Source organism: Undibacterium sp. SXout20W, from assembly GCF_049340285.1.
In the GTDB taxonomy this organism is placed as follows: Bacteria; Pseudomonadota; Gammaproteobacteria; order Burkholderiales; family Burkholderiaceae_D; genus Undibacterium.
In genome coordinates, this window is sequence record NZ_JBMPPH010000014.1 from 77282 (window position 1) to 99307 (window position 22026).

General features: G+C 45.4%; 19 protein-coding genes and 1 pseudogene. 11 read left to right on the plus strand and 9 right to left on the minus strand.

All coding sequences use genetic code 11. From position 1 onward, the window contains the following. Positions 1 to 26 precede the first annotated feature (26 nt). The 5 genes from ACO0K1_RS09670 to ACO0K1_RS09690 all read right to left on the minus strand — a co-directional run bounded on the left by ACO0K1_RS09670 (position 27) and on the right by ACO0K1_RS09690 (position 4622). Positions 27 to 962: a glycosyltransferase gene (locus tag ACO0K1_RS09670; RefSeq protein ID WP_423025101.1), complete on the minus strand. Its 936-nt coding sequence runs from the start codon at positions 960 to 962 to the stop codon at positions 27 to 29. Beyond that, on the minus strand, positions 955 to 2226 hold the full coding sequence (locus ACO0K1_RS09675; protein WP_423025103.1) for an O-antigen translocase: 1272 nt from the start codon (positions 2224 to 2226) through the stop codon (positions 955 to 957). The genes ACO0K1_RS09670 and ACO0K1_RS09675 overlap by 8 nt, the downstream gene beginning before the upstream one ends. Next, complete coding sequence (locus ACO0K1_RS09680; protein WP_423025105.1) at positions 2223 to 3314, minus strand: DegT/DnrJ/EryC1/StrS family aminotransferase; 1092 nt, start codon at positions 3312 to 3314, stop codon at positions 2223 to 2225. The genes ACO0K1_RS09675 and ACO0K1_RS09680 overlap by 4 nt, the downstream gene beginning before the upstream one ends. After that, positions 3311 to 3739: a sugar 3,4-ketoisomerase gene (locus ACO0K1_RS09685; RefSeq protein ID WP_423025107.1), complete on the minus strand. Its 429-nt coding sequence runs from the start codon at positions 3737 to 3739 to the stop codon at positions 3311 to 3313. The genes ACO0K1_RS09680 and ACO0K1_RS09685 overlap by 4 nt, the downstream gene beginning before the upstream one ends. Before the next feature lie 142 nt (positions 3740 to 3881). Further along, entirely contained in the window at positions 3882 to 4622 is a 741-nt protein-coding gene (locus tag ACO0K1_RS09690; protein WP_423025109.1) for an N-acetyltransferase, read from the minus strand. A gap of 691 nt (positions 4623 to 5313) precedes the next feature. On the opposite strand from ACO0K1_RS09690, the gene ACO0K1_RS09695 reads away from it, so the two are divergent. Next, positions 5314 to 6993, plus strand: a complete 1680-nt coding sequence (locus tag ACO0K1_RS09695; protein ID WP_423025111.1) for a long-chain-fatty-acid--CoA ligase — start codon at positions 5314 to 5316, stop codon at positions 6991 to 6993. 323 nt (positions 6994 to 7316) lie between these two features. Here ACO0K1_RS09695 and ACO0K1_RS09700 read toward each other — a convergent pair whose 3' ends face one another. Both ACO0K1_RS09700 and ACO0K1_RS09705 read right to left on the minus strand, forming a co-directional pair. Continuing rightward, entirely contained in the window at positions 7317 to 8912 is a 1596-nt protein-coding gene (locus ACO0K1_RS09700) for an alkaline phosphatase D family protein (protein ID WP_423025113.1), read from the minus strand. A gap of 1 nt (position 8913) precedes the next feature. Further along, the gene (locus ACO0K1_RS09705) at positions 8914 to 9333 is read right to left on the minus strand and encodes an acyl-CoA thioesterase (protein ID WP_423025115.1); all 420 of its coding nucleotides are present in this window, start codon (positions 9331 to 9333) and stop codon (positions 8914 to 8916) included. 363 nt (positions 9334 to 9696) lie between these two features. Here ACO0K1_RS09705 and ACO0K1_RS09710 point away from each other — a divergent pair, with 363 nt between their 5' ends. The 10 genes from ACO0K1_RS09710 (at position 9697) to ACO0K1_RS09755 (ending at position 21378) form a co-directional block, all read left to right on the plus strand. Then, a complete protein-coding gene (locus ACO0K1_RS09710) occupies positions 9697 to 11577 on the plus strand; it encodes an ABCB family ABC transporter ATP-binding protein/permease (RefSeq protein ID WP_423025117.1) in 1881 nt (626 codons plus the stop codon). After that, positions 11578 to 12540: a LysR family transcriptional regulator gene (locus tag ACO0K1_RS09715; RefSeq protein WP_423025119.1), complete on the plus strand. Its 963-nt coding sequence runs from the start codon at positions 11578 to 11580 to the stop codon at positions 12538 to 12540. Positions 12541 to 12914: 374 nt separating this feature from the next. Then, positions 12915 to 14201 (plus strand): Glu/Leu/Phe/Val family dehydrogenase, encoded by a 1287-nt coding sequence (locus tag ACO0K1_RS09720; protein ID WP_423025120.1) that lies wholly within the window; start codon positions 12915 to 12917, stop codon positions 14199 to 14201. A 544-nt stretch (positions 14202 to 14745) separates the two neighbouring features. Beyond that, positions 14746 to 15645 (plus strand): amino acid ABC transporter substrate-binding protein, encoded by a 900-nt coding sequence (locus ACO0K1_RS09725; RefSeq protein ID WP_423025121.1) that lies wholly within the window; start codon positions 14746 to 14748, stop codon positions 15643 to 15645. Between the two features lie 184 nt (positions 15646 to 15829). Next, a complete protein-coding gene (locus tag ACO0K1_RS09730) occupies positions 15830 to 16777 on the plus strand; it encodes an amino acid ABC transporter substrate-binding protein (protein ID WP_423025123.1) in 948 nt (315 codons plus the stop codon). 266 nt (positions 16778 to 17043) lie between these two features. Beyond that, positions 17044 to 17796: an amino acid ABC transporter permease gene (locus ACO0K1_RS09735; protein WP_423025125.1), complete on the plus strand. Its 753-nt coding sequence runs from the start codon at positions 17044 to 17046 to the stop codon at positions 17794 to 17796. 1 nt (position 17797) lies between these two features. Further along, positions 17798 to 18490 carry an amino acid ABC transporter permease gene (locus ACO0K1_RS09740; RefSeq protein WP_423025127.1) on the plus strand — a complete coding sequence of 231 codons (693 nt, stop codon included), beginning with the start codon at positions 17798 to 17800 and terminating at the stop codon, positions 18488 to 18490. A gap of 50 nt (positions 18491 to 18540) precedes the next feature. Further along, positions 18541 to 19269, plus strand: coding sequence for an amino acid ABC transporter ATP-binding protein (locus ACO0K1_RS09745; RefSeq protein WP_423025129.1), 729 nt, complete (start codon positions 18541 to 18543; stop codon positions 19267 to 19269). A 239-nt stretch (positions 19270 to 19508) separates the two neighbouring features. Then, positions 19509 to 20561, plus strand: coding sequence for a dihydroorotase (pyrC, locus tag ACO0K1_RS09750; RefSeq protein WP_423025131.1), 1053 nt, complete (start codon positions 19509 to 19511; stop codon positions 20559 to 20561). A 13-nt stretch (positions 20562 to 20574) separates the two neighbouring features. Next, positions 20575 to 21378 carry a DUF3025 domain-containing protein gene (locus ACO0K1_RS09755; RefSeq protein WP_423025133.1) on the plus strand — a complete coding sequence of 268 codons (804 nt, stop codon included), beginning with the start codon at positions 20575 to 20577 and terminating at the stop codon, positions 21376 to 21378. 87 nt (positions 21379 to 21465) lie between these two features. Here the strand turns inward: ACO0K1_RS09755 and ACO0K1_RS09760 are convergent, their stop codons facing one another. Both ACO0K1_RS09760 and ACO0K1_RS09765 read right to left on the minus strand, forming a co-directional pair. Continuing rightward, positions 21466 to 21864: a YdcH family protein gene (locus tag ACO0K1_RS09760; protein WP_423025135.1), complete on the minus strand. Its 399-nt coding sequence runs from the start codon at positions 21862 to 21864 to the stop codon at positions 21466 to 21468. A gap of 42 nt (positions 21865 to 21906) precedes the next feature. Continuing rightward, a pseudogene (locus ACO0K1_RS09765) lies at positions 21907 to 22026 on the minus strand (IS30 family transposase); the annotation flags it as partial.

Sequence of the window (22026 nt, forward strand, 5' to 3'; positions counted from 1 at the left end):
ATCGTATGATCAGTAGATCTAGCGTATCAATGGCGCTGCTTTAGAAAGAATTTTCGGTAACAATCGAAGGTGAAGCGTGTTATGCCTACACCGGCATAGGCAGTAGCAACCAATGGTAGCAATAGCCATCGCTTTAGGCCGCTATCCCAACGATGAAATGTGAATGCCTGCATTCTCAAAATGAAATGATAAACGCCCTGAATATCGTGCATAGCTAATAACCTGGCGCGGTATGAGCTTTCCACAATTTTTTTCAAATTATTAACTGCGGATGCACTGCTTTCATGCACTCGGTATTTAGCAACAGGAACGTTGATGAACTTTAAGGATTGCTCCGATGCAAGCTTGTAGTAAAGTTGCATATCCTCACAGTAGATACTCAAATTGAGGACGGACGTACCGTCGGGATTAAGCAATGCCTGACGTCGACTCATCAGAACAGAACCATAAATATTCCAACGGAATATCAACTCACCAAGCAGTGTGCGCTGATCCGCTAATGCAGCTGTACTACTACGTGCACCGAGCTCGGAAATAGCACTCTTACCAAATGGTATGCCCTCGCTATCAATAGGAATTGCATCACCAAAAACAGCCATCACTTGAGGATCAGAAAATACTTTTAAACGTGCAGAAACGGCGCCTTCTAAAAGTACATCATCACTGGCAAGTATCAATATAAATTCGCCCTGACTACGACGGATGAGTTTATCAAATGTCTTTACAATTCCAGCGTTTGTTTGTTTTTCAAAAAAAATATTGACGAATTTATCGCCGTGCTTTTTTTTCCATTCCGAAGCAATTTCAAATCCATGATCGACCGATCCGTCATCAATCAAAAGTAACTCTAGTCGTAGATTACCTTGAACAAGGATACTGTCTAAACATTCTTCAACATAATGTTCATGATTATAAAGTGGAACAAGTATCGATATCAGGGGGCTGGTTTCTGTATTAAACACGACTCGCACTCACTTGAAAATTTCTGGCTAAATTTCTTACCAGGAAAAACATAGCACACCAATAAAAACAATAGTTCACGGCGTAGGCAATTGACACGCCAACCAGACCATACTGAGCGACAAGTATTCTGGTCAATAGATAAAACGACAATGCAAAGACGCATTCAGTAATAACAAACGCTTTCACCATTGCCCGACCCAACATCACATAACTTAAAATCCATGAACCGATTTTAATAACATCACCTGAGAGCTGCCAAAAAAATAAATCACGCATAGGGCGAAATGCATTTGAAAATAGACTATCAATAATGAAATCGCGTAAAAAATACATTGTGCAAGCACCGCAGATAACAACCGGCAAAGCAAATTTATATACTTTTAAGATTTCCGTTTTCAACTCTTTTGCAGAAACGATTTCTGCTAACCTTGGCAGGTAATAAATCGATAAGGTTGTGGTTACCAGCATCAAATATATTTCACTGATTTTCCATGATGCCTGCCAATAACCAGCGTTTTCTGGACTCAGCGAAACCGAGAGAAAATCACGCACAAATATATAAGTGAATGGTGCCGCAAGTGCTGACGTGAGCCCCATCAGTCCAAATCCCATGAGTTCATTTAACACGGGCTTTTGTATTTTTCCAAACAAGTATTGCAACCGAAACCATGGCCGCCTAACGACGATGGCGGCAGTCCCTATCAGCAAGACAGCGGGGCTGATTGCTAAGGCAATTAAGGCACCCTTTAATCCCCACAGATAAGTCAGAAACCCAATCGAACACAAACTGATAATACTGCCAAGAATGTTGGAAGCGACATAAATACCAACTTCTTTCTTACCATTGATGATAGCCAGTAAAATATTGTTTGCGGCAATCCCTGGCAACGCGATGATCGCCCAAATGAAACCGTTCCCCAGTTCTTGTCTTTGCAATAAATGCACAGACAACCAATCACCACCGACAAGCAAGACCGTTGCAATAAATGCGGTTACGATCAGCGTTAGTTGGAAAGCTGTCTGCCATATCCAATGCTGACGAACTGTGTCGTCAAAATTTTCTGCAGTTCCTTTGGTGACACCTGGCGCTACGATACCCCCGGCCAAGTTGGAAATAATGGCAAGAACATTTTGAAACTGTCCGATGGCGGCATAACCGGCAGGTCCTACATACACCGCTAATATTTTATTAAGTAATACTGCGGAGCCGACCTTTACAGCAACCGCGACACCGTTTAACAGACTTGTTTTAACTAGACTCATTGATTTATCTTGGTAATCACAAAATCAATTTGACTTGTACTCATATGTGGGCCGATGGGAATACTTAATACTTCTTTTGCCATCTTCTCAGCAAGCGGCAAACGACCAGCGCCTATGTTTAGCGATGCGTATGCTTGTTGCAAATGCGGCGGTATCGGATAATGGATCAATGTTGGCACTCCAGCATTTGACCAGCATTGCTGCATGGCGTCCCGGTCTTTGCAGGCAACAACAAATAAATGCCATGACGGATTCGCCCATTCAGGAACGAATGGCAGTGAAAATCCTTTTGGGGTCAGCTCAGCCATGTAGCGCTGCGCGATTGTTGTACGGCGTAAATTCCAGGCATCTAAATGCAATAATTTAACGCGCAAGATAGCTGCTTGTATCGGATCTAAGCGGCTATTAACCCCTTGGACTTCATTGACATATTTCACCCGAGAACCATAGTTACGCAACACTCTGATACGGTCAGCCAGTTCTGGGTCATTCGTGGTTACTGCGCCGCCATCACCGATTGCCCCCAGATTTTTACCAGGGTAAAAACTCCAGGTAACTACATCGCCGTGTGCGCCGATGCGACGATCTTTATAACGAGCTCCGTGCGCTTGTGCGGCATCTTCTAAAACACGTAATCCGTACTTTTTAGCTAATGCAAGAATCGGATCTAAATCGGCTGGCTGTCCATACAAATGAACGGGCAAAATTACACGGGTACGGGAGGTAATCGCTGCTTCGATTTTCGATACGTCGATATTATATGTTCGCGGATCTGGTTCTACCGGTACCGGGGTAGCCCCACATTGGCTCACGGCAAGCCAGGTGGCAACAAAAGTATTGCTTGGAACAATGACCTCATCACCAGGACCGACGTCCATCGCTCTGAGAGCCAAATTCAATGCATCCAAACCATTTGCCACACCAACACATTCTTTCGCATCGCAATAGCGTGCAAACTCTTCCTCAAATGCCTCGACCTCAGGACCGTGAATATAGTACCCACTCGCCAGTACTCGTTCAACGGCAAGATCGATATCTGATTTTAATTCTGTGTAAGCTGCTTTCAAATCCAAAAAAGTAACGCTCATTTAGTCACTCCGCGTGCTGCGAGATATTCATCGTAATCCCTGTAATAGTCATTTTCATCGTAGCAATTTGAAGCGAGAACCATACAAACCGAGCCAGAAGAAAAATTGTCTAGCTCGCGCCAAATCATAGGACAGACGTATAAACCATTGTAAGACCGACTTAAATGCACGCGCTTTTTGTGATATCCATCGTCTAATAAAACATCAAAACTGCCTGACATAGCGATAATCAATTGATATAAATCTTTATGTGCATGCCCACCACGTTCCGCCCCACCAGGGACGTCATAAAGGTAATAGACCCTTTTGATATCAAAAGGAATATGATTATTCCCTTCAATAAAGGTCAAATTGCCACGTGGATCGGAAATTTTAGGCAATGTAATGACGTTACAAGTGTCGAGTGTGAATTTACTTTGAGGCATTTTTTTCCGTTCTTTACTACAATCTGTACATTCTATTAAATGGCGCTGGAGTTATCGCCTCACGAAGGCAGATCGGTCAATATATTTATATAAATACGAATATGTACAATGATGCTTGTTTATTTACACAGCAACTATGGGATTAGCTCAAATCCTTTAGCCATTGGGTCACAACATCCTCAGGGTAACCGCGGTGAAAATGCTTGCGCCAAGGATATGCGCTGGCACCAGATCCATCTTTTAATTTCACTTTTGAAGTTTCACAAATATATTTAGCCGGTGAGCCGCCAACGACAGTATCAGCATCCACATCGCGAGATACCGAACTGTGCGCTGCGACCAGCGCACCTGTTTTGACCGTGACGCCAGGCAATATAATAGACATGGTCGCGATCGCTGCAAAATCTTCGATGTTCGCACCAAGCATTGTTTCACTAGGGGGATGAGGATCGTTAGTCAGCACAACATACGGAAAAATCCAGACAAAGTTACCAATTGTCGAGTGTTGACCTATGTGTACATTGCTGTGAAACCTTACGTAATCGCCAATAGTGCAATGTCCCTGTATATCGCTGAGCGTGCCAATTTGGAGATTTTCACCTGCCTTCGTTTTTTCCCTTACGGTGACGCGGTGCCCTGTCACCAACCGATCACCAAATTCCGAACCTTCATAAAAAATACTATGCGATCTGATTAAGCTATCCGTCCCAATAATCAATGGCCTACCCTCAGCAAGACGCGATGGGAATCCGATTTCACAGTGCGAACCGATCGATGTACCTGCCTTCAAAATGACATTCTCATGGACAATAGAATACGGGCCTATCGTTACATTATCTGCAATATCCGCCAAAGGAGATACGATGGCTGTCTCATGAATCATTTGTTTCTTTCCAACTTTAATAGTGAAAATTTTATAAAATAAATAAAATTATGAGCGGCTTGAGCTCTAGCGAAGCCGATCTAAATTTGTCTTCTTATTGTCTTCTTAAGTAAGACACATATTGGGGGATTTGATGGTCTTATTCAAACTTCCGCAACGACGCGTGCATGGTCAGATCCGCACACCAATAAACAAGGTCAGAATCACCATTCTCACCATTCAAATTTTGCATGGTAAAACCATAACCAACTATTCAGGACAAGATCATTTGTGTCATTTTTTCCTGTTCAACCTGACAAATATAAAATGACCTCTATTTGCCAAGCAAAGAAGGCAAGAACGAGCAATCAAACTAATCTAGTGAAATTTTACTAGCTTTTGTCATTCAACTGGCTAATTTCAGGCCAATTTAGGACTAATACGACTTTAGCATCTTGAATGTTGATCTTGCATCAAAATAATATGGATGTGGGGTTGGCCAACGCTCCAACAGGAATTCCTCCCTGTAGACAAATACATTTTCGACACTCAGCGTCAAAAAGCTTGCCTTGAAAACATTTAGACGATAGCATCGACTGCTGGAACACTGTCATCATTAAAAAGAACGACCATGCTTTTTTACGATTCGTTCGGGCAAAAAATAGCACATATATACAGAAATACAGAACAACAATCAGAGACGAGGAAAACTATGGATAAGTTTTGGCTTAAATCCTACCCAGAAGGAATGCCTGCAGAAATTGATGTGACACAATATCAATCGCTGGTGCAGTTATTAGATGAAGCATTCAAAAAATATGCCGCTCGCGATGCCTATGCTTGTATGGGTAAGACGCTGACGTATGCACAACTAGATGCAATGTCTGCGCAAATTGCGACCTGGTTACAAAGCCGCGGTTTAAAACAAGGCGCGCGTGTTGCCATCATGCTACCGAATATACTGCAATACCCTGTCGTCATGGCGGGCATTTTGCGTGCTGGCTACGCAGTGGTGAACGTAAATCCCTTGTACACGCCGCGCGAGTTGGAACATCAATTAACAGATTCTGGCGCTGAAGCGATTTTTATCCTGGAGAATTTCGCAACCACCTTAGAACATGTGATCGCCAAAACTGCAGTAAAACATGTGGTGGTGGCAAGCATGGGTGATTTGCTGGGCGCGCTCAAAGGGACGCTGGTCAATCTGGTCGTTCGTAAAATCAAAAAAATGGTACCGGCATTTCATTTGCCGACTGCCTTACGTTTCAATCAGGTGTTGTCTGCGGCACGTCAATTGACCCTGAAGCCGGTTGAGACCAAGCACAGCGATGTCGCTTTTCTGCAATACACCGGCGGGACAACCGGCGTGTCTAAGGGTGCAACGCTGACGCACCGTAATGTCGTCGCGAACGTTTTACAAAACGATGCGTGGTTGTCGCCAAGTATGGCGGGTCATGAAGATGAATCGAAGGTAATCGTGTGTGCGTTGCCGCTGTATCACATCTTTGCCTTAACGGTCTGTAGCTTGTTGGGTACCCGTATTGGCGCGACAAATTTGCTGATTCCGAATCCGCGCGATATCCCGGGTTTTGTCAAAGAGCTGAGCAACTACAAAATCAATGTTTTTCCAGCCGTTAATACTTTATATAACGGACTGTTAAACAATCCTGATTTTGCTAAATTGGATTTTTCTGCGCTGCAAATTTGTAGTGGCGGCGGTATGGCGGTACAGAAAGCGGTTGCCGACAGATGGCTTAAAGTGACGGGTTGTGCGATCGCAGAGGGTTATGGTTTGTCTGAAACTTCACCGGTGGCAACCGCCAATCTGGCCAATACGAAGGAATTTTCCGGCACCATCGGTATGCCAATTCCTTCCACAGAAATTCTGATTCTGGACGATGATGGCAATCCTGTACCACTCGGCCATCCGGGCGAAATCGCCATTCGCGGGCCACAAGTGATGGTCGGCTATTGGAATCGCCCCGACGAAACGGCGAAATCCATGACACCCGATGGCTTCTTCAAAACAGGTGACATTGGGATTATGGATTTCCGTGGTTACACAACGATTGTAGATCGCAAAAAAGACATGATTCTGGTTTCTGGTTTCAATGTTTACCCGAATGAAATCGAGGGCGTGGTGGCCTTGCATCCTGGCGTGTTGGAATGTGCGTGCATTGGCGTACCTGATGCCAATTCCGGTGAAGCCGTAAAATTGTTTGTGGTACGCAAAGACCCTAACCTGACCGTTGATCAGCTCATGGATTATTGCAAAGAGCAATTTACTGCCTACAAAAAACCGAAGTACATTGAATTCCGCATGGAATTGCCAAAAACCAATGTGGGCAAAATTTTACGCCGCGAATTGCGCGATGAGAAAAAAGTAGCTTAAGCGATTAAAAATATACTCCCCCTCTTTTTTATAAAAATCACCTATTTATCAACATGAATTAAGTGGTGATTTTATATACCAGGCAGGAGTATATTAAAAGCGGTGATAAAAATGGAAGGCTATATGCCTTCCATTTTCATTGTTGGGATCATAAAACAATGTCCAATAAGGAGATTATTTGGATAGCCTGGGATAGCTTGGGATAGCTTGGGATAGCTTGGGATAGCTTGGGATAGCTTGGGATAGCTTGGGATAACCTGGGATAGACTCGGAAAGCAATACCTACAAAAAATCACACATGCAGCAAGATTAATCTGCAAACATCAAGCAGTCACAACGCCTGTTTTACCATCTTCGACGATAAAACTTTGCAAGGTTGTGATACCTGAATCGGCCTTCAACACGTCATCCAACGCAACAAAATGGGTCAACATTTTTTTCTCAGAAATTTCCATCAACATAAAGCCACGCTTGTCGCTGCGGCCATATTTAATGTGGTGATTTCGTGCGAGGATTTGCTCCGTACTACTTTGCGGGCGTGAATCAGAAGTCAGCGACGTACCGCAGAATTCGGTCGCCAATATCGGATTACCAGGCGAAGCTTTAGCATCAAAATCGCGCTTCAGATTCGTTGCATAAAAAGTATGTACATCCCCTGAGATAACGACAGGATTTGCCGGTTGATGCTTCTGGATATCATCAAATAAACGGCGGCGTCCCGCTGGGCAACCATCCCACCCATCTGTCCAGAATTTGGCTTGTGGAGAATTGCTGTCTGCACCAAGGTCACATTGCGCCATCAAGGTTTGTTGGGTCAGAATATTCCATTTTGCTTGCGACGTGGCAAAACCGCGTGCTAACCATTGCTCTTGCTCAACACCCAATAAGGTTCGAGTCGGATCTCTTAAATCGCTGCATTCAGCGCGACTAACGATGCTGGAACCACCCTGCCCGGCTTTGACGCAAGGCTGGTAAGAACGGTATTGACGGTCGTCAACGACATGAAAACGTGCAAGCCGTCCCCAATCGTAGCGATCATAAATACGCATGCGGGCAAACTGTTCTGGTGTGGTAGTGACTTGTTGCAAACGTACCGGCATATGTTCATAGAAAGCCTGGTATGCCGCCGCCCTGCGCTGCAAGAAGTTCGGATCTAAGCGCTCATCACGGTCGTTTCCATAATCATTGCTTACCTCGTGATCGTCCCAGGTAACGATCCATGGTGCGGCGTGATGTGCCTCTTGCAACAAAGGATCGGTCTTGTATTGCGCATAACGGGCGCGATACTCATCAAGCGTAAAACTTTCTATATCCCGATGCCTGGGTCGTAGCGGATGCTTGGTATCGTACGGTCCCCATTCGTAAATATAATCGCCGAGAAATGCCACCAAATCGGGGGCTGCCTGGGCAATGTGATGATGCGCGGCATATTCCCCAAACTCCCAATGCTGACAAGACGCGACTGCTAGTTTTAAATTACTGCCTTGGGCATCAATCGCCGGCGCGGTGCGCGTGCGCCCCTGTGGGCTGACTGCATCGCCAAATATAAAGCGATACCAATACCAACGATCCGGGCGCAAATCAGTCACATCGACATGCACGCTATGCGCCAATTCAGGCAAAGCAAACGCGTCCCCTTTTCCTACAATGCGTTTAAACGCGTCGTCTTCAGCAATTTCCCAGCGGACTTTATAGGCAACGGGCGGCAACAATAAAGAATTTAACGCACCCGGTAACAAGCGCGTCCACAGCACCACACTGTCTTGTCGTGGAGAACCGGATGCAACGCCCAGCGTAAATGGATACGCAGACGTGCCGGCAGGCAGTTTGTCCGCGGCATAAGCGGGAAACGCCTGCGCGAGTGCCGCCAACGAACCCAGTTGCAGAGTACGCTGCAAAAATTGACGACGAGACCCCATATCAAATTGCCGACGAGATTGCCTCTAAAGGCGGTATTTGACGTGGCTTGCGGTCATCTCCCGTTGCAACATAGGTTAATGTGGCCTCGGTGACTTTGACGGTGTCGGCTTGCAAACGGTTACGCTCCGCATAGACTTCAACCGCGATGGTGATCGACGTATTACCGACCTTCACCACTTCTGCATAAAAAGACAACAAATCACCGACAAACACTGGTTGTTTAAATAAAAAGGAATTGACCGCAATGGTTGCCACCCGACCATTGGCGCGCCGCGCCGCCGGAATCGCCCCCGCGATATCGACCTGCGCCATAATCCAACCACCAAACACGTCGCCATGGACATTCGCATCTGAAGGCATCGGCATCACGCGCAAAGTTGGCATGTGGGGAGGCAAAGTGGATTGGGATAGGTTAGACATCGTCATCTTTCAAAATCATAAAATAGGTAAATACTGCAAAAACTGTTCCCGCTGAGCACCAAAAGAAACATGCTGTGCACAGACTGCGCGCAGGTGTTCCGGCGAAGAGTTACAATCTACAGATAAATCATGGCTGAGCTCGCTACTCGTTACTTATTAATCGTTTCTCATTAAGCGTTACTCATTAAGCGTTACTCATTAGCGTTATGTGATATTCGATATTCGATATCGTTGCATCCCAAGATATCCATCACCTTACACCAATCGATACCAGCTTGAGTATAAGTAGAACCTTGGATATGAAACGACAGCGATCACCAGCAGATCTGACATCATAAACTACTTAGACGAAAGACTCTCAGGATGCGCAATCGCAGAGATACTGCCGCTGGCACTGTTCCCCCCGCTTCACCAGCAAATCCGCAACGTAGTGATTGGGCAACAATCAAAACGCTACTGCCCTATTTGTGGGCATATAAGTTACGGGTTTTATTAGCACTTTCGCTCTTAGTTGGTGCAAAACTTGCCTTGGTTGGCGTGCCATTGGTTTTAAAAAAATTAGTCGATAGCATGACCGTCAGCGCCAGTCATCCTGCGGTGATGGTGGTGTTGCCGGTCAGTCTGATTATTGCCTATGGTGCCTTACGCTTATCGACCACGGTATTTACCGAATTACGTGAATTCGTTTTTGCCAAAGTGACACAAAGAGCAGTGCGCACGATCGCGCTTCAGGTATTCCGCCATTTACATGCTTTGTCTTTACGTTTTCATCTGAATCGCCAAACCGGTGGCGTAACACGTGACATCGAACGTGGAACGCGCGCCGTATCCTCGTTAGTATCGTATGCCTTGTTTAGTATCGTCCCGACTTTATTAGAAATCACGCTGGTCTTAATTTACCTGAGTACACATTACGACAAATGGTTCAGCATCATTACCTTTGTCGCGCTGACGACGTATATTGCATTCACTATTTCTGTCACGGAATGGCGTACGCATTTTCGCCGCACCATGAATGATCTTGATTCCAAAGCCAGTACCAAAGCCATTGACTCTTTACTGAATTACGAGACCGTCAAATATTTTGGCAACGAGGAATACGAAGCACAACGCTATGATCAAGGTCTGAAAAATTACGAAACGGCAGCAGTCAAATCGCAAAGCAGTTTGTCGATGTTAAACACCGGGCAATCAATGATCATTGCAACGGCGGTGACACTGATTTTATGGCGTGCAACGCAGGGCGTGATCGATGGAACTATGACGATTGGTGATCTGGTGCTGGTCAATTCTTTCATGCTGCAATTGTACGTACCGTTGAATTTTCTTGGTGTGTTATATCGCGAAATTAAACAGAGTTTTGCCGATATGGAAAAACTTTTTTCCTTACTCGATCAGAATCAGGAGATTGCTGATCCAAGCGATGCGCAACCACTCAATATAAAACATCAAGCGGGCGGCGAAATCGTTTTTAAGCATGTTGATTTTAGCTACGAAAGCAAGCGACAGATTTTGTTTGATGTCGACTTTACGATTGCCGCAGGAACCACGACGGCGGTGGTCGGACATAGCGGTTCTGGCAAGTCAACCTTGTCGCGTTTACTGTTCCGTTTTTATGATATTCAAGGTGGAACGATCAGCATTGATGGCCAGGATTTACGCCACGTAACCCAAGCCTCTGTGCGTGCAGCTATAGGCATCGTGCCACAAGATACCGTGCTGTTTAACGACACGATTGAATACAATATCGGTTATGGCAAGCCTGGTGCGACAAAGGATGAAATTATCGCCGTTGCCAAGGCAGCGTATATCCATGAATTTATTGAATCGCTGCCTGACGGTTATCAATCCATGGTCGGCGAACGTGGCTTAAAATTATCCGGTGGTGAAAAACAGCGTGTGGCTATTGCGCGTACTTTACTCAAAAATCCATCGATCCTCATTTTTGATGAAGCGACTTCTGCGTTGGATTCACGTTCAGAACAAATGATACAAGCACAATTGAAAGAGATTGCCCGCAGTCGGACTAGTCTTGTGATTGCCCATCGCTTATCAACGATCGTCGACGCGCATCAAATTTTGGTCATGGACAAAGGTCAGATTATTGAACGCGGTACCCATCAGGAATTACTCAACCAGCAAGGCGCTTATGCACAGATGTGGGAACGCCAGCAAACAGGCGCATCTGAATCTGAGGCGGGTGAGGCATCGGACGATAGCGAATTACAGGTCGCAGAGGTGTAAATGGAAACCAAGTGGTTAGAAGATTTTGTCTCTTTAGCTGAAACCAATAGCTTCAGCCGATCTGCTGAATTGCGACACGTGACACAGCCTGCGTTTTCACGCCGCATCCAATCCTTAGAAGCTTGGTTGGGTAGTGATTTGATTGACCGTACATCGTATCCAACACGCTTAACGCACGCCGGCGAAGTATTTTATGAACAAGCGATTGCGATGTTGGGGCAAATCAATAACGCGCGCGCTTTGTTACGTGGCAAACGCACCAGCACCCAGACCACCATCGATTTTGCGGTACCTCATACTTTATCGCTGACTTATGTTCCACGCTGGCTCACAGATCTGGAATCCGCGTTCGGTGAAATTCACAGCCGCCTGTTAGCGTTGAATGTGCATGATGCCGTCATGACTTTGGTTGAAGGGGGCTGTGATTTATTACTGTGTTATCACCATCCGCGTCAACCCTTACTGCTCGATAGCAGTCAATACGACATGATCAGCATGGGTAAGGAAGCGCTACGCGCCTACACCCGTTGCGACAAACATGGGCATCCTGATTTACGCTTACCAGGAAGCGAAGAGGTACCGTTACCATTTTTGGCCTACGCCAATAATGCCTATCTGGGGCGCATGGTTGATCTGATTTTGAACGATGCAGATACGCCGCTGCACCTCGAAAAATGCTATGAAACGGATATGGCAGAAGGGTTGAAAATGATGGCATTAGAAGGTCGTGGCATTGCGTTCTTGCCAGAGTCTGCCGTCACTCGCGAGATCAAACAAAAGCAGTTGGCGCGCGCTGATGATGGTACTGGCGCATGGGAAGTCAACATGGAAATCCGCTTGTATCGAGAGCGTCCATCGCTGCAACGCCCCGGCAAAATGATCGTCTCCCGTTTATGGGATTATCTATCGCAGCTACAGGCGACGGAAAATAAAAAAGCACAAAAAGCAGCGAAGCGCGTTTAGAGTGCTCGCCCTGATGTTTCTCGTCCAAGGCATCAGCATTTGCAACCACCCTCCCCCCGAAAAAAACCCTCTGCCGCTGCGGTAGAGGCGAACTTCACTGATCGTTGTGATACGACACGTATTTTCAACAAGTTTCCGTTTTACGTGGTGCGCAAATTTGGCGATTTGCCCCCGCTCCATGATGCCATACCTCACCAGTCCACCCCATTGTTATGCAAGTTTTGCATAGATTAATGCAAACAAAGCATTGGCTGAACAATCGCCAGAACGACTACTATGCCTCACCTTTTTAGTGCATTTTTAAAATAAACGCACCAAAAAAGATCATTTTTAGTTTTTTATTTGTCGAAACTGTTTAAACCATCGGAGATACCATGTCCAGCCAACACCAAATCCCGTCCTATCTTACCCCGACAGAGACCGGTCCTTGGTCCGTTTACCTCGAGCAAATTGATCGTGTCACCCCATATCTTGGCAACTTGTCACGGTGGGTCGAAACCCTGAAGCGTCCTAAACGTATTTTGGTGGTGGATGTGCCTATTGAGCGCGATGACGGCAGCATTGCTCACTTTGAGGGCTACCGCGTCCAACACAATACCTCTCGCGGTCCTGGTAAAGGTGGCGTTCGCTTTCATCAAGACGTAACACTGTCCGAAGTGATGGCATTATCAGCATGGATGACAATCAAGAACTCCGCGGTCAATGTGCCATACGGTGGCGCCAAAGGTGGTATTCGCGTTGATCCTAAAACACTGTCACAAGGCGAATTGATGCGTATGACACGTCGTTACACCTCGGAAATCGGCCTCATCATTGGCCCAGACAAAGACATTCCTGCTCCAGACGTTAATACCAATGAACAAACCATGGCATGGATGATGGATACCTATTCCATGAATGAAGGCCGCACTGCGACCGGCGTTGTGACTGGTAAGCCGATTTCTCTCGGTGGTAGTTTAGGCCGTCGTGAAGCGACAGGTCGCGGTGTATTTGTTGTTGGTTCTGAAGCTGCAGCAAAACGTGGCTTGACTATTAATGGTGCAAAAATCGCGGTACAAGGCTTTGGTAACGTCGGCGGTATCGCTGCTCGCTTGTTCGCTGAAGCAGGCGCTAAAGTCGTGGCGGTACAAGACCACGGTGGTACGATTTTCCACTCAAATGGACTTGATGTGAACAAGCTTTTAGCACACGTTGCGGCTAAGGGTAGTGTCGCCGGTTTTGAAGGCATTGAAGCTGTTTTACCAGACCATGAATTCTGGGCAGTCAATTGCGACATCATGATTCCTGCTGCACTTGAACAGCAAATTACAACCAAGAATGCCGATCAAATCAAAGCAAAAATTATTCTGGAAGGTGCAAACGGCCCAACCACACCAGAAGCCGATGATATTCTCCGCGACAAAGGTGTTTTAGTCGTGCCAGACGTCATCGCCAATGCAGGCGGCGTTACGGTATCGTACTTTGAATGGGTGCAAGATTTCTCTAGTTACTTCTGGTCAGAAGATGAAATTAACCAACGCCTGACCCGTATTATGAAAGAAGCCTTTAACTCGGTATGGCAAGTGACGGAGGACAAACAGGTTTCTCTGCGTACAGCCGCCTTTATCATTGGCTGTTCCCGCGTCTTACAAGCGCGTGAAGTGCGCGGGTTGTACCCATAAACGACGCGCTTTCTCTACATCCAAAGTAGGGCGAATGCAACTCGCGCTGCACCGCCAATGGCAAAATTGGCGGGATGCTCCTCCCCACGGGACTACGCGCATTGAAGTTGTTTCGAAAACTAAATAAATGTAGATATAAATGTACATATAAATAGTCGATACACTGTAGAAAAGAGAACGCTCATGACCTAAGCTGAAGCTCAGTGGCGGGTGGATGGGCGTTTTTTTATCGCACCAGAAGTCGTGGGTCCTTCTGCGTGAGCCCGTTCCTGGTTCACGTACTTTTTGAACAATAAAATGCACAATAAAATGCACAATAAAATGCACGTCAATTTTGCCTGCTAGAGCAATCCAGAATCTGAATTATGAATTGTGATTTAAGTGCCTTATTTCTTATAAAAAAATAATCAAAATAAAAATTTGTCTTTATATCAAGAAGATAAATACCACAAACGCCTCACAAAATTTTGCAATATTTATCTATTTCTCTTGAACAACACCCTTGTTTGTCATTACCATCCTGAGCTAGTCAAACGGAGGTTTTATGAAGGCAGTAGAAAAATGGTTAAAAACAGGTATTCCTTGCTTATTGTTAGTGTCAGGAATTACCCCTTCATACGCCAGCGATACCCTCAGTCACATCAAAGAAACACAAACGATTACAATCGCTCATAGAGATTCATCAGTACCTTTTTCCTACACTACAGATGGCAAAACACCGATTGGTTACTCGATGGATATTTGTCATAAATTTGTCGACGCCTTAAAAAAAGAGCTGAAGTTACCCCAACTTAAAGTCAATTACCTGGCGGTGACGTCCTCTAACCGGATTCAGTCTATTGTCGATGGCAAAGCCGACATCGAATGTGGTTCCACCACCAACAATGCAGAACGGCGCAAACAAGTGAGCTTTACTATTCCCCATTTTTTTGCATCGACGCGCATGTTAGTACGCACCGATTCAGGCATCAAAAACTGGCCCGATTTAAAAGACAAAAAGGTCGTCACCACCAAAGGAACAACCACCGTCAAATTATTAAATGACCGGGATAAAGTTCGCGGCCTCAATTTGCGCTTGCTAGAGGGCAGCGATCATAAAGAATCGTTTGCTATGATAGAAAATAATCAGGCCGATGCTTTTTCGATGGATGATGTTTTGCTGTTTGGTTTGCGCGCCAACAGCAATACACCTGAAAAATTTTCAGTCTTAGGCGACGCCCTATCCACCGAACCCTATGCCATCATGCTGCGTAAAGATGACCCCGCGTTTAAAGACTTCTTAGATCGGGAAATGGCTCGTATGATGAGTGATGGTGAAGTGACAAGATTGTATGATAAATGGTTTAAAAAATCGATTCCGCCGAACAATGCGAATCTCAATATGCCCATGGGGTTTTTATTACGCGACAACCTGCGGTTCCCAAGTGACAAAGTAGCAGACTGATGTTCTGAATATCACAATCAATTCCTTTTTAACATCTTCTTAAATGACACTTTCCGTGTAAATTTTGTCACCTTTCCAACAGTACAAACGGCAGGTGTAACTTAGTTTTAAAAAATAAATGTTTAGTGCGTATGTTTTGATACACTGTGGCATACGAGCTTTGTCGTTTAATTTGGGAGACTGTATGAAATTATTGAAAACTTTAGCTTTTTTAGCAACAACCGGTATTATCCTTAGTCCAGTACAAGCGCAAGAAACCGGGACTCTAAAAAAAATCAAAGACAGCGGCACGATTACGCTGGGTGTACGTGATTCTTCAATTCCGTTTTCTTACCTTGACGACAAACAATCCTATCAAGGCTATTCCGTTGATCTGTGTATGAAGATTGTAACTTCAGTACAACGCCAACTTGGTCTCAGCACACTGAATGTCAAACTTAATCCAGTCACTTCCGCGACGCGCATTCCTTTGATGGCAAACGGCACAATTGACCTGGAATGCGGTTCAACCACCAATAATGTTGAACGTCAAAAGCAAGTTTCTTTTGCACCAACAACGTTCGTAACGGCAAATCGCATTTTGTCCAAAAAATCTGCTCACATCAAATCCTTAGCTGATTTGCGTGGCAAGGTTGTGGTTTCTACATCAGGTACTTCTAACCTGAAGCAATTAACCACCTTGAATGCGGATCAAAATCTTGGCATCAATATTTTGCCAGCCAAAGACCATGCGGAAGCATTTTTGATGGTAGAAACAGGCCGTGCCGCAGCGTTTGTGATGGATGATATTTTGTTGGCATCGTTAGCAGCAAACTCCAAAGCACCTGCCGATTATGAAATCAGCAAAGAAGCCTTGTCGGTGGAGCCATATGGCATCATGTTGCGCAAAGATGATCCTGCGTTTAAAAAGGCGGTCGATACGGCGATCAGTAATATTCTGACTTCCGGTGACATCAATCGCATCTACGATAAATGGTTTTTAAAACCAATTCCACCAAAAGACATTACTTTAAACTGGCCAATTTCTGACCAATTCAAAGCAGTGATTGCAAAGCCGACTGATTCAGGCGAACCATCAGCCTATGCCGCCGTACCTGAAGCACAAAAAGCGGTGTTAAAAAAGAAAAAATAAGAACTTTTTTCTGGGCACAAGCAGACTGTTTTTTGATATTTAATATTTAATATTTAATATTTAATATTTAAAATATTAATTGATCGATAATCAATTGCTGAAACGGGGGGTGAATTCACCTCCCCTTTTATTTGGTATAAGAAAAAAATACTATTTTTTGACATAGAAATAGCAAGCAGTCCGCATCTTCGGATGCAGGCCTGGGACACGTCCCGTAGCAATTATGAGGACGGTAGTTTGTCAAAAATGTTGGTTTAGGAGATCGCATGAATTACAACTGGAACTGGAAGATTTTCTGGGAGGATGCCCCTGATGGCGGCGGCACATACTTTGACTCCCTGATTTCTGGTATGGAATGGACGTTAGCAACCGCTGGGGTTGGTTGGGTTATTGCATTAGTGCTGGGGGCGATTATCGGCACCATGCGCACTGCACCGAATAAATGGATGGCCAAATCTGCCAATGCTTATGTCGAACTTTTCCGCAATATTCCTTTGTTAGTACAAATGTTTTTGTGGTACTTCGTTCTGCCTGAAGTAGTGCCGACACCAGTTGGAGATTGGCTTAAATCATTACCGAACATGGCCTTCGTCACTGCCGCTATGAGTCTTGGTTTCTTCACCTCTGCAAGGGTTGCCGTGCAGGTGTCAGCCGGGATCAACGCGCTTCCACGTGGTCAGCTAATGGCGGGAACTGCACTCGGATTAACCTTACCGCAAACCTATCGCTATGTGCTGCTGCCGATGGCATTCCGAATCATCATTCCGTCACTCACCAATGAGGTGGCGGCGATCATTAAAAATAGCTCTGTAGCGTCGAGTATTTTCGTCGTAGAACTGATGCAAAGTGCACGCTCTATGCAAGAATTTTCTTCACAAGTATTTGAAGCTTTTTCTGCAGTGACGATCATTTATCTGTGCATCTCTGTGATAGCGATTTTGTTGTCGAACGTCTTAGAACGCGTCACGGCAGTGCCAGGATTTATCACTTCTGGCTCAGCGAAAGTGAAGGGGAATTAATATGTTAGGCTCTTTCGACTTTGATGTCATTCAGCGCACATGGCAACACCTGATTTTTGAAGGTTTGCTCTTCACTGTAAAATTAACTTTGGTTGCCATGATAGGCGGTATCATTCTTGGTACAGTTTTAGCGATGATGCGTTTATCGAGCAATCGCTTCATCTCTTTTGTCGCGACGAGTTACGTTAATTTGATACGCTCAGTACCCTTGCTGCTGGTGATTTTCTGGTTTTATTTTTTGGCACCTTATATTGGCGCATGGATTATCGGCGCGCATGAACCCGTGCAAGTTGGTGCATTTTCTTCATGCTTAATTACGTTCATCATGTTTGAGGCGGCTTACTACTGCGAAATCATGCGTTCAGGTATTCAGTCGATTCCACGTGGACAGATTTCTGCTGGCTATGCAATTGGTATGAACTACTGGCAAACGATGGCCTATGTCGTCTTGCCGCAAGCATTCAGAAATATGATTCCAATTTTGCTGACCCAGACGATTGTGCTGTTTCAAGACGTGTCGCTCGTGTCAGTTCTTGGAATTCCCGACTTTGTCGGTTCAGCTAACGCGATCGCTCACCGTGATGGACGATTGGTAGAAATGTACACGTTCGTCGCCGTAGTCTATTTCATTTTATGTTTTAGCTTGTCGAGTCTGGTTAAAAAATTACAGCAAAAGGTAGCGATTATTCGCTAGGAATGGTGGCGTTAAGCACCACCGTTTCCCTGAAAGAATTTGGAGATTACATGATTACATTAAATAACGTCAGCAAATGGTATGGTCAGTTTCAAGTTTTGACCGATTGCAGCACACAAGTTGCTAAAGGCGAAGTGGTGGTGGTCTGCGGCCCCTCAGGCTCAGGCAAATCAACCTTGATCAAAACAGTGAATGGACTAGAACCGATTCAGAAAGGCGAGATTATTGTCGATGGTATTTCTGTCGGCGATCCAAAAACGAATCTTTCCAAGCTACGCGCCCGTATTGGTATGGTGTTCCAAAACTTTGAGCTTTTCCCGCATTTGACGATCCGTCAAAATCTGACTTTGGGGCAGGTCAAAGTATTGGGTCGCTCGGAAGATGAGGCAAGCGAACGTGGCTTGAAATACTTGGATCGGGTTGGCTTGTTGACTCAAAAAGATAAGTTTCCTGGCCAATTGTCTGGCGGCCAGCAACAACGCGTTGCCATCGCACGTGCGTTATCGATGGATCCGATCGCTATGTTATTTGATGAGCCCACTTCCGCACTTGATCCGGAAATGATCAATGAAGTGCTGGACGTTATGGTTGGTCTGGCACAGGAAGGCATGACTATGATGGTGGTGACACATGAAATGGGCTTCGCCAAGAAGGTCGCCAATCGTATCGTCTTCATGGATAAAGGTGTGATCGTGGAAGATTGCGCGAAAGACGATTTCTTTACTAATGCCCGTTCAGACCGAGCGCGTGATTTCCTGGCAAAGATCATTTCGCATTGAGTGCTTCAGGCATTTAGCTCATATTTGTCGCTCAACTTTATAAATTGCTGAAGAAGGTAATTTTTAAGTTTTTTGAATTTTTAAATATACTCCCCTGCCAATTTTAATTTTCACCTTATTTATCATTATTAAATATGGATAAAAATTAAATACTGAAGGGGAGTATTTTTTTATGCTTTGAGCCTGCGATGTGGAAAGGTAAAATGATGTCTATCGAGAATTTGACTCCGAAAGCCATCATGTCCACATCATCCCTGCACTCTCTGACGATCACCCGCCCTGACGACTGGCACCTGCACCTGCGCGATGGCGCAGCGCTTGCCAGCGTATTGCCACACACTGCGGCCCAATTTGCGCGCGCGATCGTAATGCCAAACCTCAAGCCACCTGTGACGACAACAGAACAAGCTGCCGCTTATCGCCAACGGATTTTATCGGCGTTACCAGTAGGGATGAAGTTCGAGCCACTAATGACTTTATACCTGACTAATAACACTCCACCAGACGAAATTCGCCGCGCTAAAGATAGCGGCTTTATTCACGCTGTAAAACTCTATCCGGCGGGGGCAACAACGAATTCGGATGCTGGTGTGACTGATTTAAAAAAATGCTACAAAACATTAGAAGTCATGCAAGAACTCGGCTTACCGTTTTTAGTTCACGGCGAAGTCACTGATCCAGAGATTGATCTGTTCGATCGCGAAGCCGTATTCATTGAACGCGTCATGCAGCCGCTGCGCCAGGATATGCCCGAATTGAAAGTCGTGTTTGAACACATCACCACCAGCGATGCTGCTGCTTACGTCGCCGAAGCCGCTGGACCTATTGCCGCGACAATTACGGCCCACCATTTGTTGTACAACCGGAATGAAATTTTTAAAGGTGGGATTCGTCCGCATTACTATTGTTTACCTGTCTTAAAACGTGAAACACATCGTTTGGCTTTAATGAAAGCAGCAACATCCGATAGCACCCGTTTCTTCCTCGGTACCGATTCTGCACCACACGCCAAAGGCGCGAAAGAACATGCGTGTGGCTGTGCTGGTTGTTATACCGCCCTGCATGCGATGGAATTGTATGCGCAAGCGTTTGATCAGGCAGGGGCGCTCAACAAACTAGAAGCTTTTGCCAGCTTCAATGGCCCTGATTTCTATCATTTGCCACGTAATAGCGACAAAGTAACGTTGATACGCGAAGACTGGACTATGCCAGAGGAATTACCTTTCGCAGATGCCAGCATTGTGCCACTGAACAGTGGCGAAACACTGCATTGGAAACTACAGTCTGCCTGAACTTAAGAGTACGATGTCAGAACGCTTTTTTGACCAAATAGATTGGCCAGCCCGCTGGTTTGATACAGTGCGTCCTGCCGCGCAGCGCTTAGTCGCTGCGCCAGATTGGCGAGGGTGTCTAAACCAGATTGCGCAAGACATGCAATTGGAAAATCACCAGGCAATGCCATTGCAATTTATTCCACAAGAAGAATTGCCCGACGGTGTTGCCTATGAGGCGCACATTAGTGCAACCGGTAAAGTGCCAACCCGGGAGAATCTGCATGATTTTTTCAATGCACTGGTTTGGTTACGTTTTCCACGCATTAAACGCCAGTTAAACGCTCTTCAGTCCGCACAAATTGCCACTTTGGGCATTGGCAAGTCGCGCGGCCCAGCGCGTGATGCAGCGACTATATTTGATGAAAATGCAGCTTTGCTTGTGGTTGAAAACTCTCCGGTCGGGGATCAACTCATTACAGGACTTCGGCAGCATCAATGGGATACTGTATTTTTGCAGCAGCGCAAACAATTTGAGATCCGAGCTCAGGTCTGGAGTTTTGGCCATGCGCTGATGGAAAAACTCGTGTCGCCGTATAAAGCAATCACGGCCCATACTTGGGTTGTGAGAGTCGATCCGGAACATTTCACCCATCCGGAAGAAGTATGTCTGCAACAAATAGACATCCAAGTGTCGCGCCAGTTGATGACGCAGCAGTTGAGCACTGCCGATTACACACCCTTGCCCGTACTGGGCATCCCCGGGTGGTGGCAACATCAAGATGCAGCATTCTATTCAGATCAGACGGTATTCAGGCCACCGCGAATAAAAAAATAGCGATCACACGAACCGCTATTTTTACTGTACTGCTATCTTGTCTATATGAATAGGCAATAGACTATCCGACATGTTTTATCGTCGAATTTAAGCCTTGGTAGTTGCCTGCAATAATTGGAATAATTGATCTTTTAAGTGAATCCGAACTTTTTTCAATGCCTCAAGCGCAGCATCGCTCAAATGTTCGACTCCATTTTCCGCGCGGTTCACTGCTTTATCCGTGTTGCCGTATTCGTCAAATAATTTTGCAAAATGGGCGTCATTGGCTTTTAACAGATGGATTTGCTCTTTAAATTCTGGGAAATCGACAGCTAATGGGTGATGTTCAACTTGCATATTAACTCCTGAATAGATGAGGAAAATTCCTGCTGTCTCTATCTTATTCTCCTCACATATTGATGGCGTGATCCAAATCAATATCATGCTGAATCGATCATCTTCTTGCCGTCTAACACCCGCAATACATCCCAAAATCAAAAGCCCCACGTTATGTTATTAACGTGGGGCCTTATTTGATGTTCCGCGAGTTCAATTTTGAAGTGCAAGCGTATTTTTGAAGAATACCTGATTGGGTGTAAGGTATCCTAACCTTTTTCTTGGTCGATTATTCAGTCTATTCATGGCGTGATCAATCTCCTGTTGTGTAAT

Bases quoted from the DNA above. Each gene is read 5' to 3' on its own strand.
- ACO0K1_RS09735 (WP_423025125.1), top strand. From the start codon at position 17,044: ATGAATTACAACTGGAACTGGAAGATTTTCTGGGAGGATGCCCCTGAT.
- ACO0K1_RS09715 (WP_423025119.1), top strand. From the start codon at position 11,578: ATGGAAACCAAGTGGTTAGAAGATTTTGTCTCTTTAGCTGAAACCAAT.
- ACO0K1_RS09740 (WP_423025127.1), top strand. From the start codon at position 17,798: ATGTTAGGCTCTTTCGACTTTGATGTCATTCAGCGCACATGGCAACAC.
- pyrC (WP_423025131.1), top strand. From the start codon at position 19,509: ATGTCCACATCATCCCTGCACTCTCTGACGATCACCCGCCCTGACGAC.
- ACO0K1_RS09690 (WP_423025109.1), bottom strand. From the start codon at position 4,622: ATGATTCATGAGACAGCCATCGTATCTCCTTTGGCGGATATTGCAGAT.
- ACO0K1_RS09685 (WP_423025107.1), bottom strand. From the start codon at position 3,739: ATGCCTCAAAGTAAATTCACACTCGACACTTGTAACGTCATTACATTG.
- ACO0K1_RS09755 (WP_423025133.1), top strand. From the start codon at position 20,575: ATGTCAGAACGCTTTTTTGACCAAATAGATTGGCCAGCCCGCTGGTTT.
- ACO0K1_RS09705 (WP_423025115.1), bottom strand. From the start codon at position 9,333: ATGTCTAACCTATCCCAATCCACTTTGCCTCCCCACATGCCAACTTTG.
- ACO0K1_RS09730 (WP_423025123.1), top strand. From the start codon at position 15,830: ATGAAATTATTGAAAACTTTAGCTTTTTTAGCAACAACCGGTATTATC.
- ACO0K1_RS09675 (WP_423025103.1), bottom strand. From the start codon at position 2,226: ATGAGTCTAGTTAAAACAAGTCTGTTAAACGGTGTCGCGGTTGCTGTA.
- ACO0K1_RS09680 (WP_423025105.1), bottom strand. From the start codon at position 3,314: ATGAGCGTTACTTTTTTGGATTTGAAAGCAGCTTACACAGAATTAAAA.
- ACO0K1_RS09725 (WP_423025121.1), top strand. From the start codon at position 14,746: ATGAAGGCAGTAGAAAAATGGTTAAAAACAGGTATTCCTTGCTTATTG.
- ACO0K1_RS09720 (WP_423025120.1), top strand. From the start codon at position 12,915: ATGTCCAGCCAACACCAAATCCCGTCCTATCTTACCCCGACAGAGACC.
- ACO0K1_RS09710 (WP_423025117.1), top strand. From the start codon at position 9,697: ATGCGCAATCGCAGAGATACTGCCGCTGGCACTGTTCCCCCCGCTTCA.
- ACO0K1_RS09745 (WP_423025129.1), top strand. From the start codon at position 18,541: ATGATTACATTAAATAACGTCAGCAAATGGTATGGTCAGTTTCAAGTT.
- ACO0K1_RS09695 (WP_423025111.1), top strand. From the start codon at position 5,314: ATGGATAAGTTTTGGCTTAAATCCTACCCAGAAGGAATGCCTGCAGAA.
- ACO0K1_RS09700 (WP_423025113.1), bottom strand. From the start codon at position 8,912: ATGGGGTCTCGTCGTCAATTTTTGCAGCGTACTCTGCAACTGGGTTCG.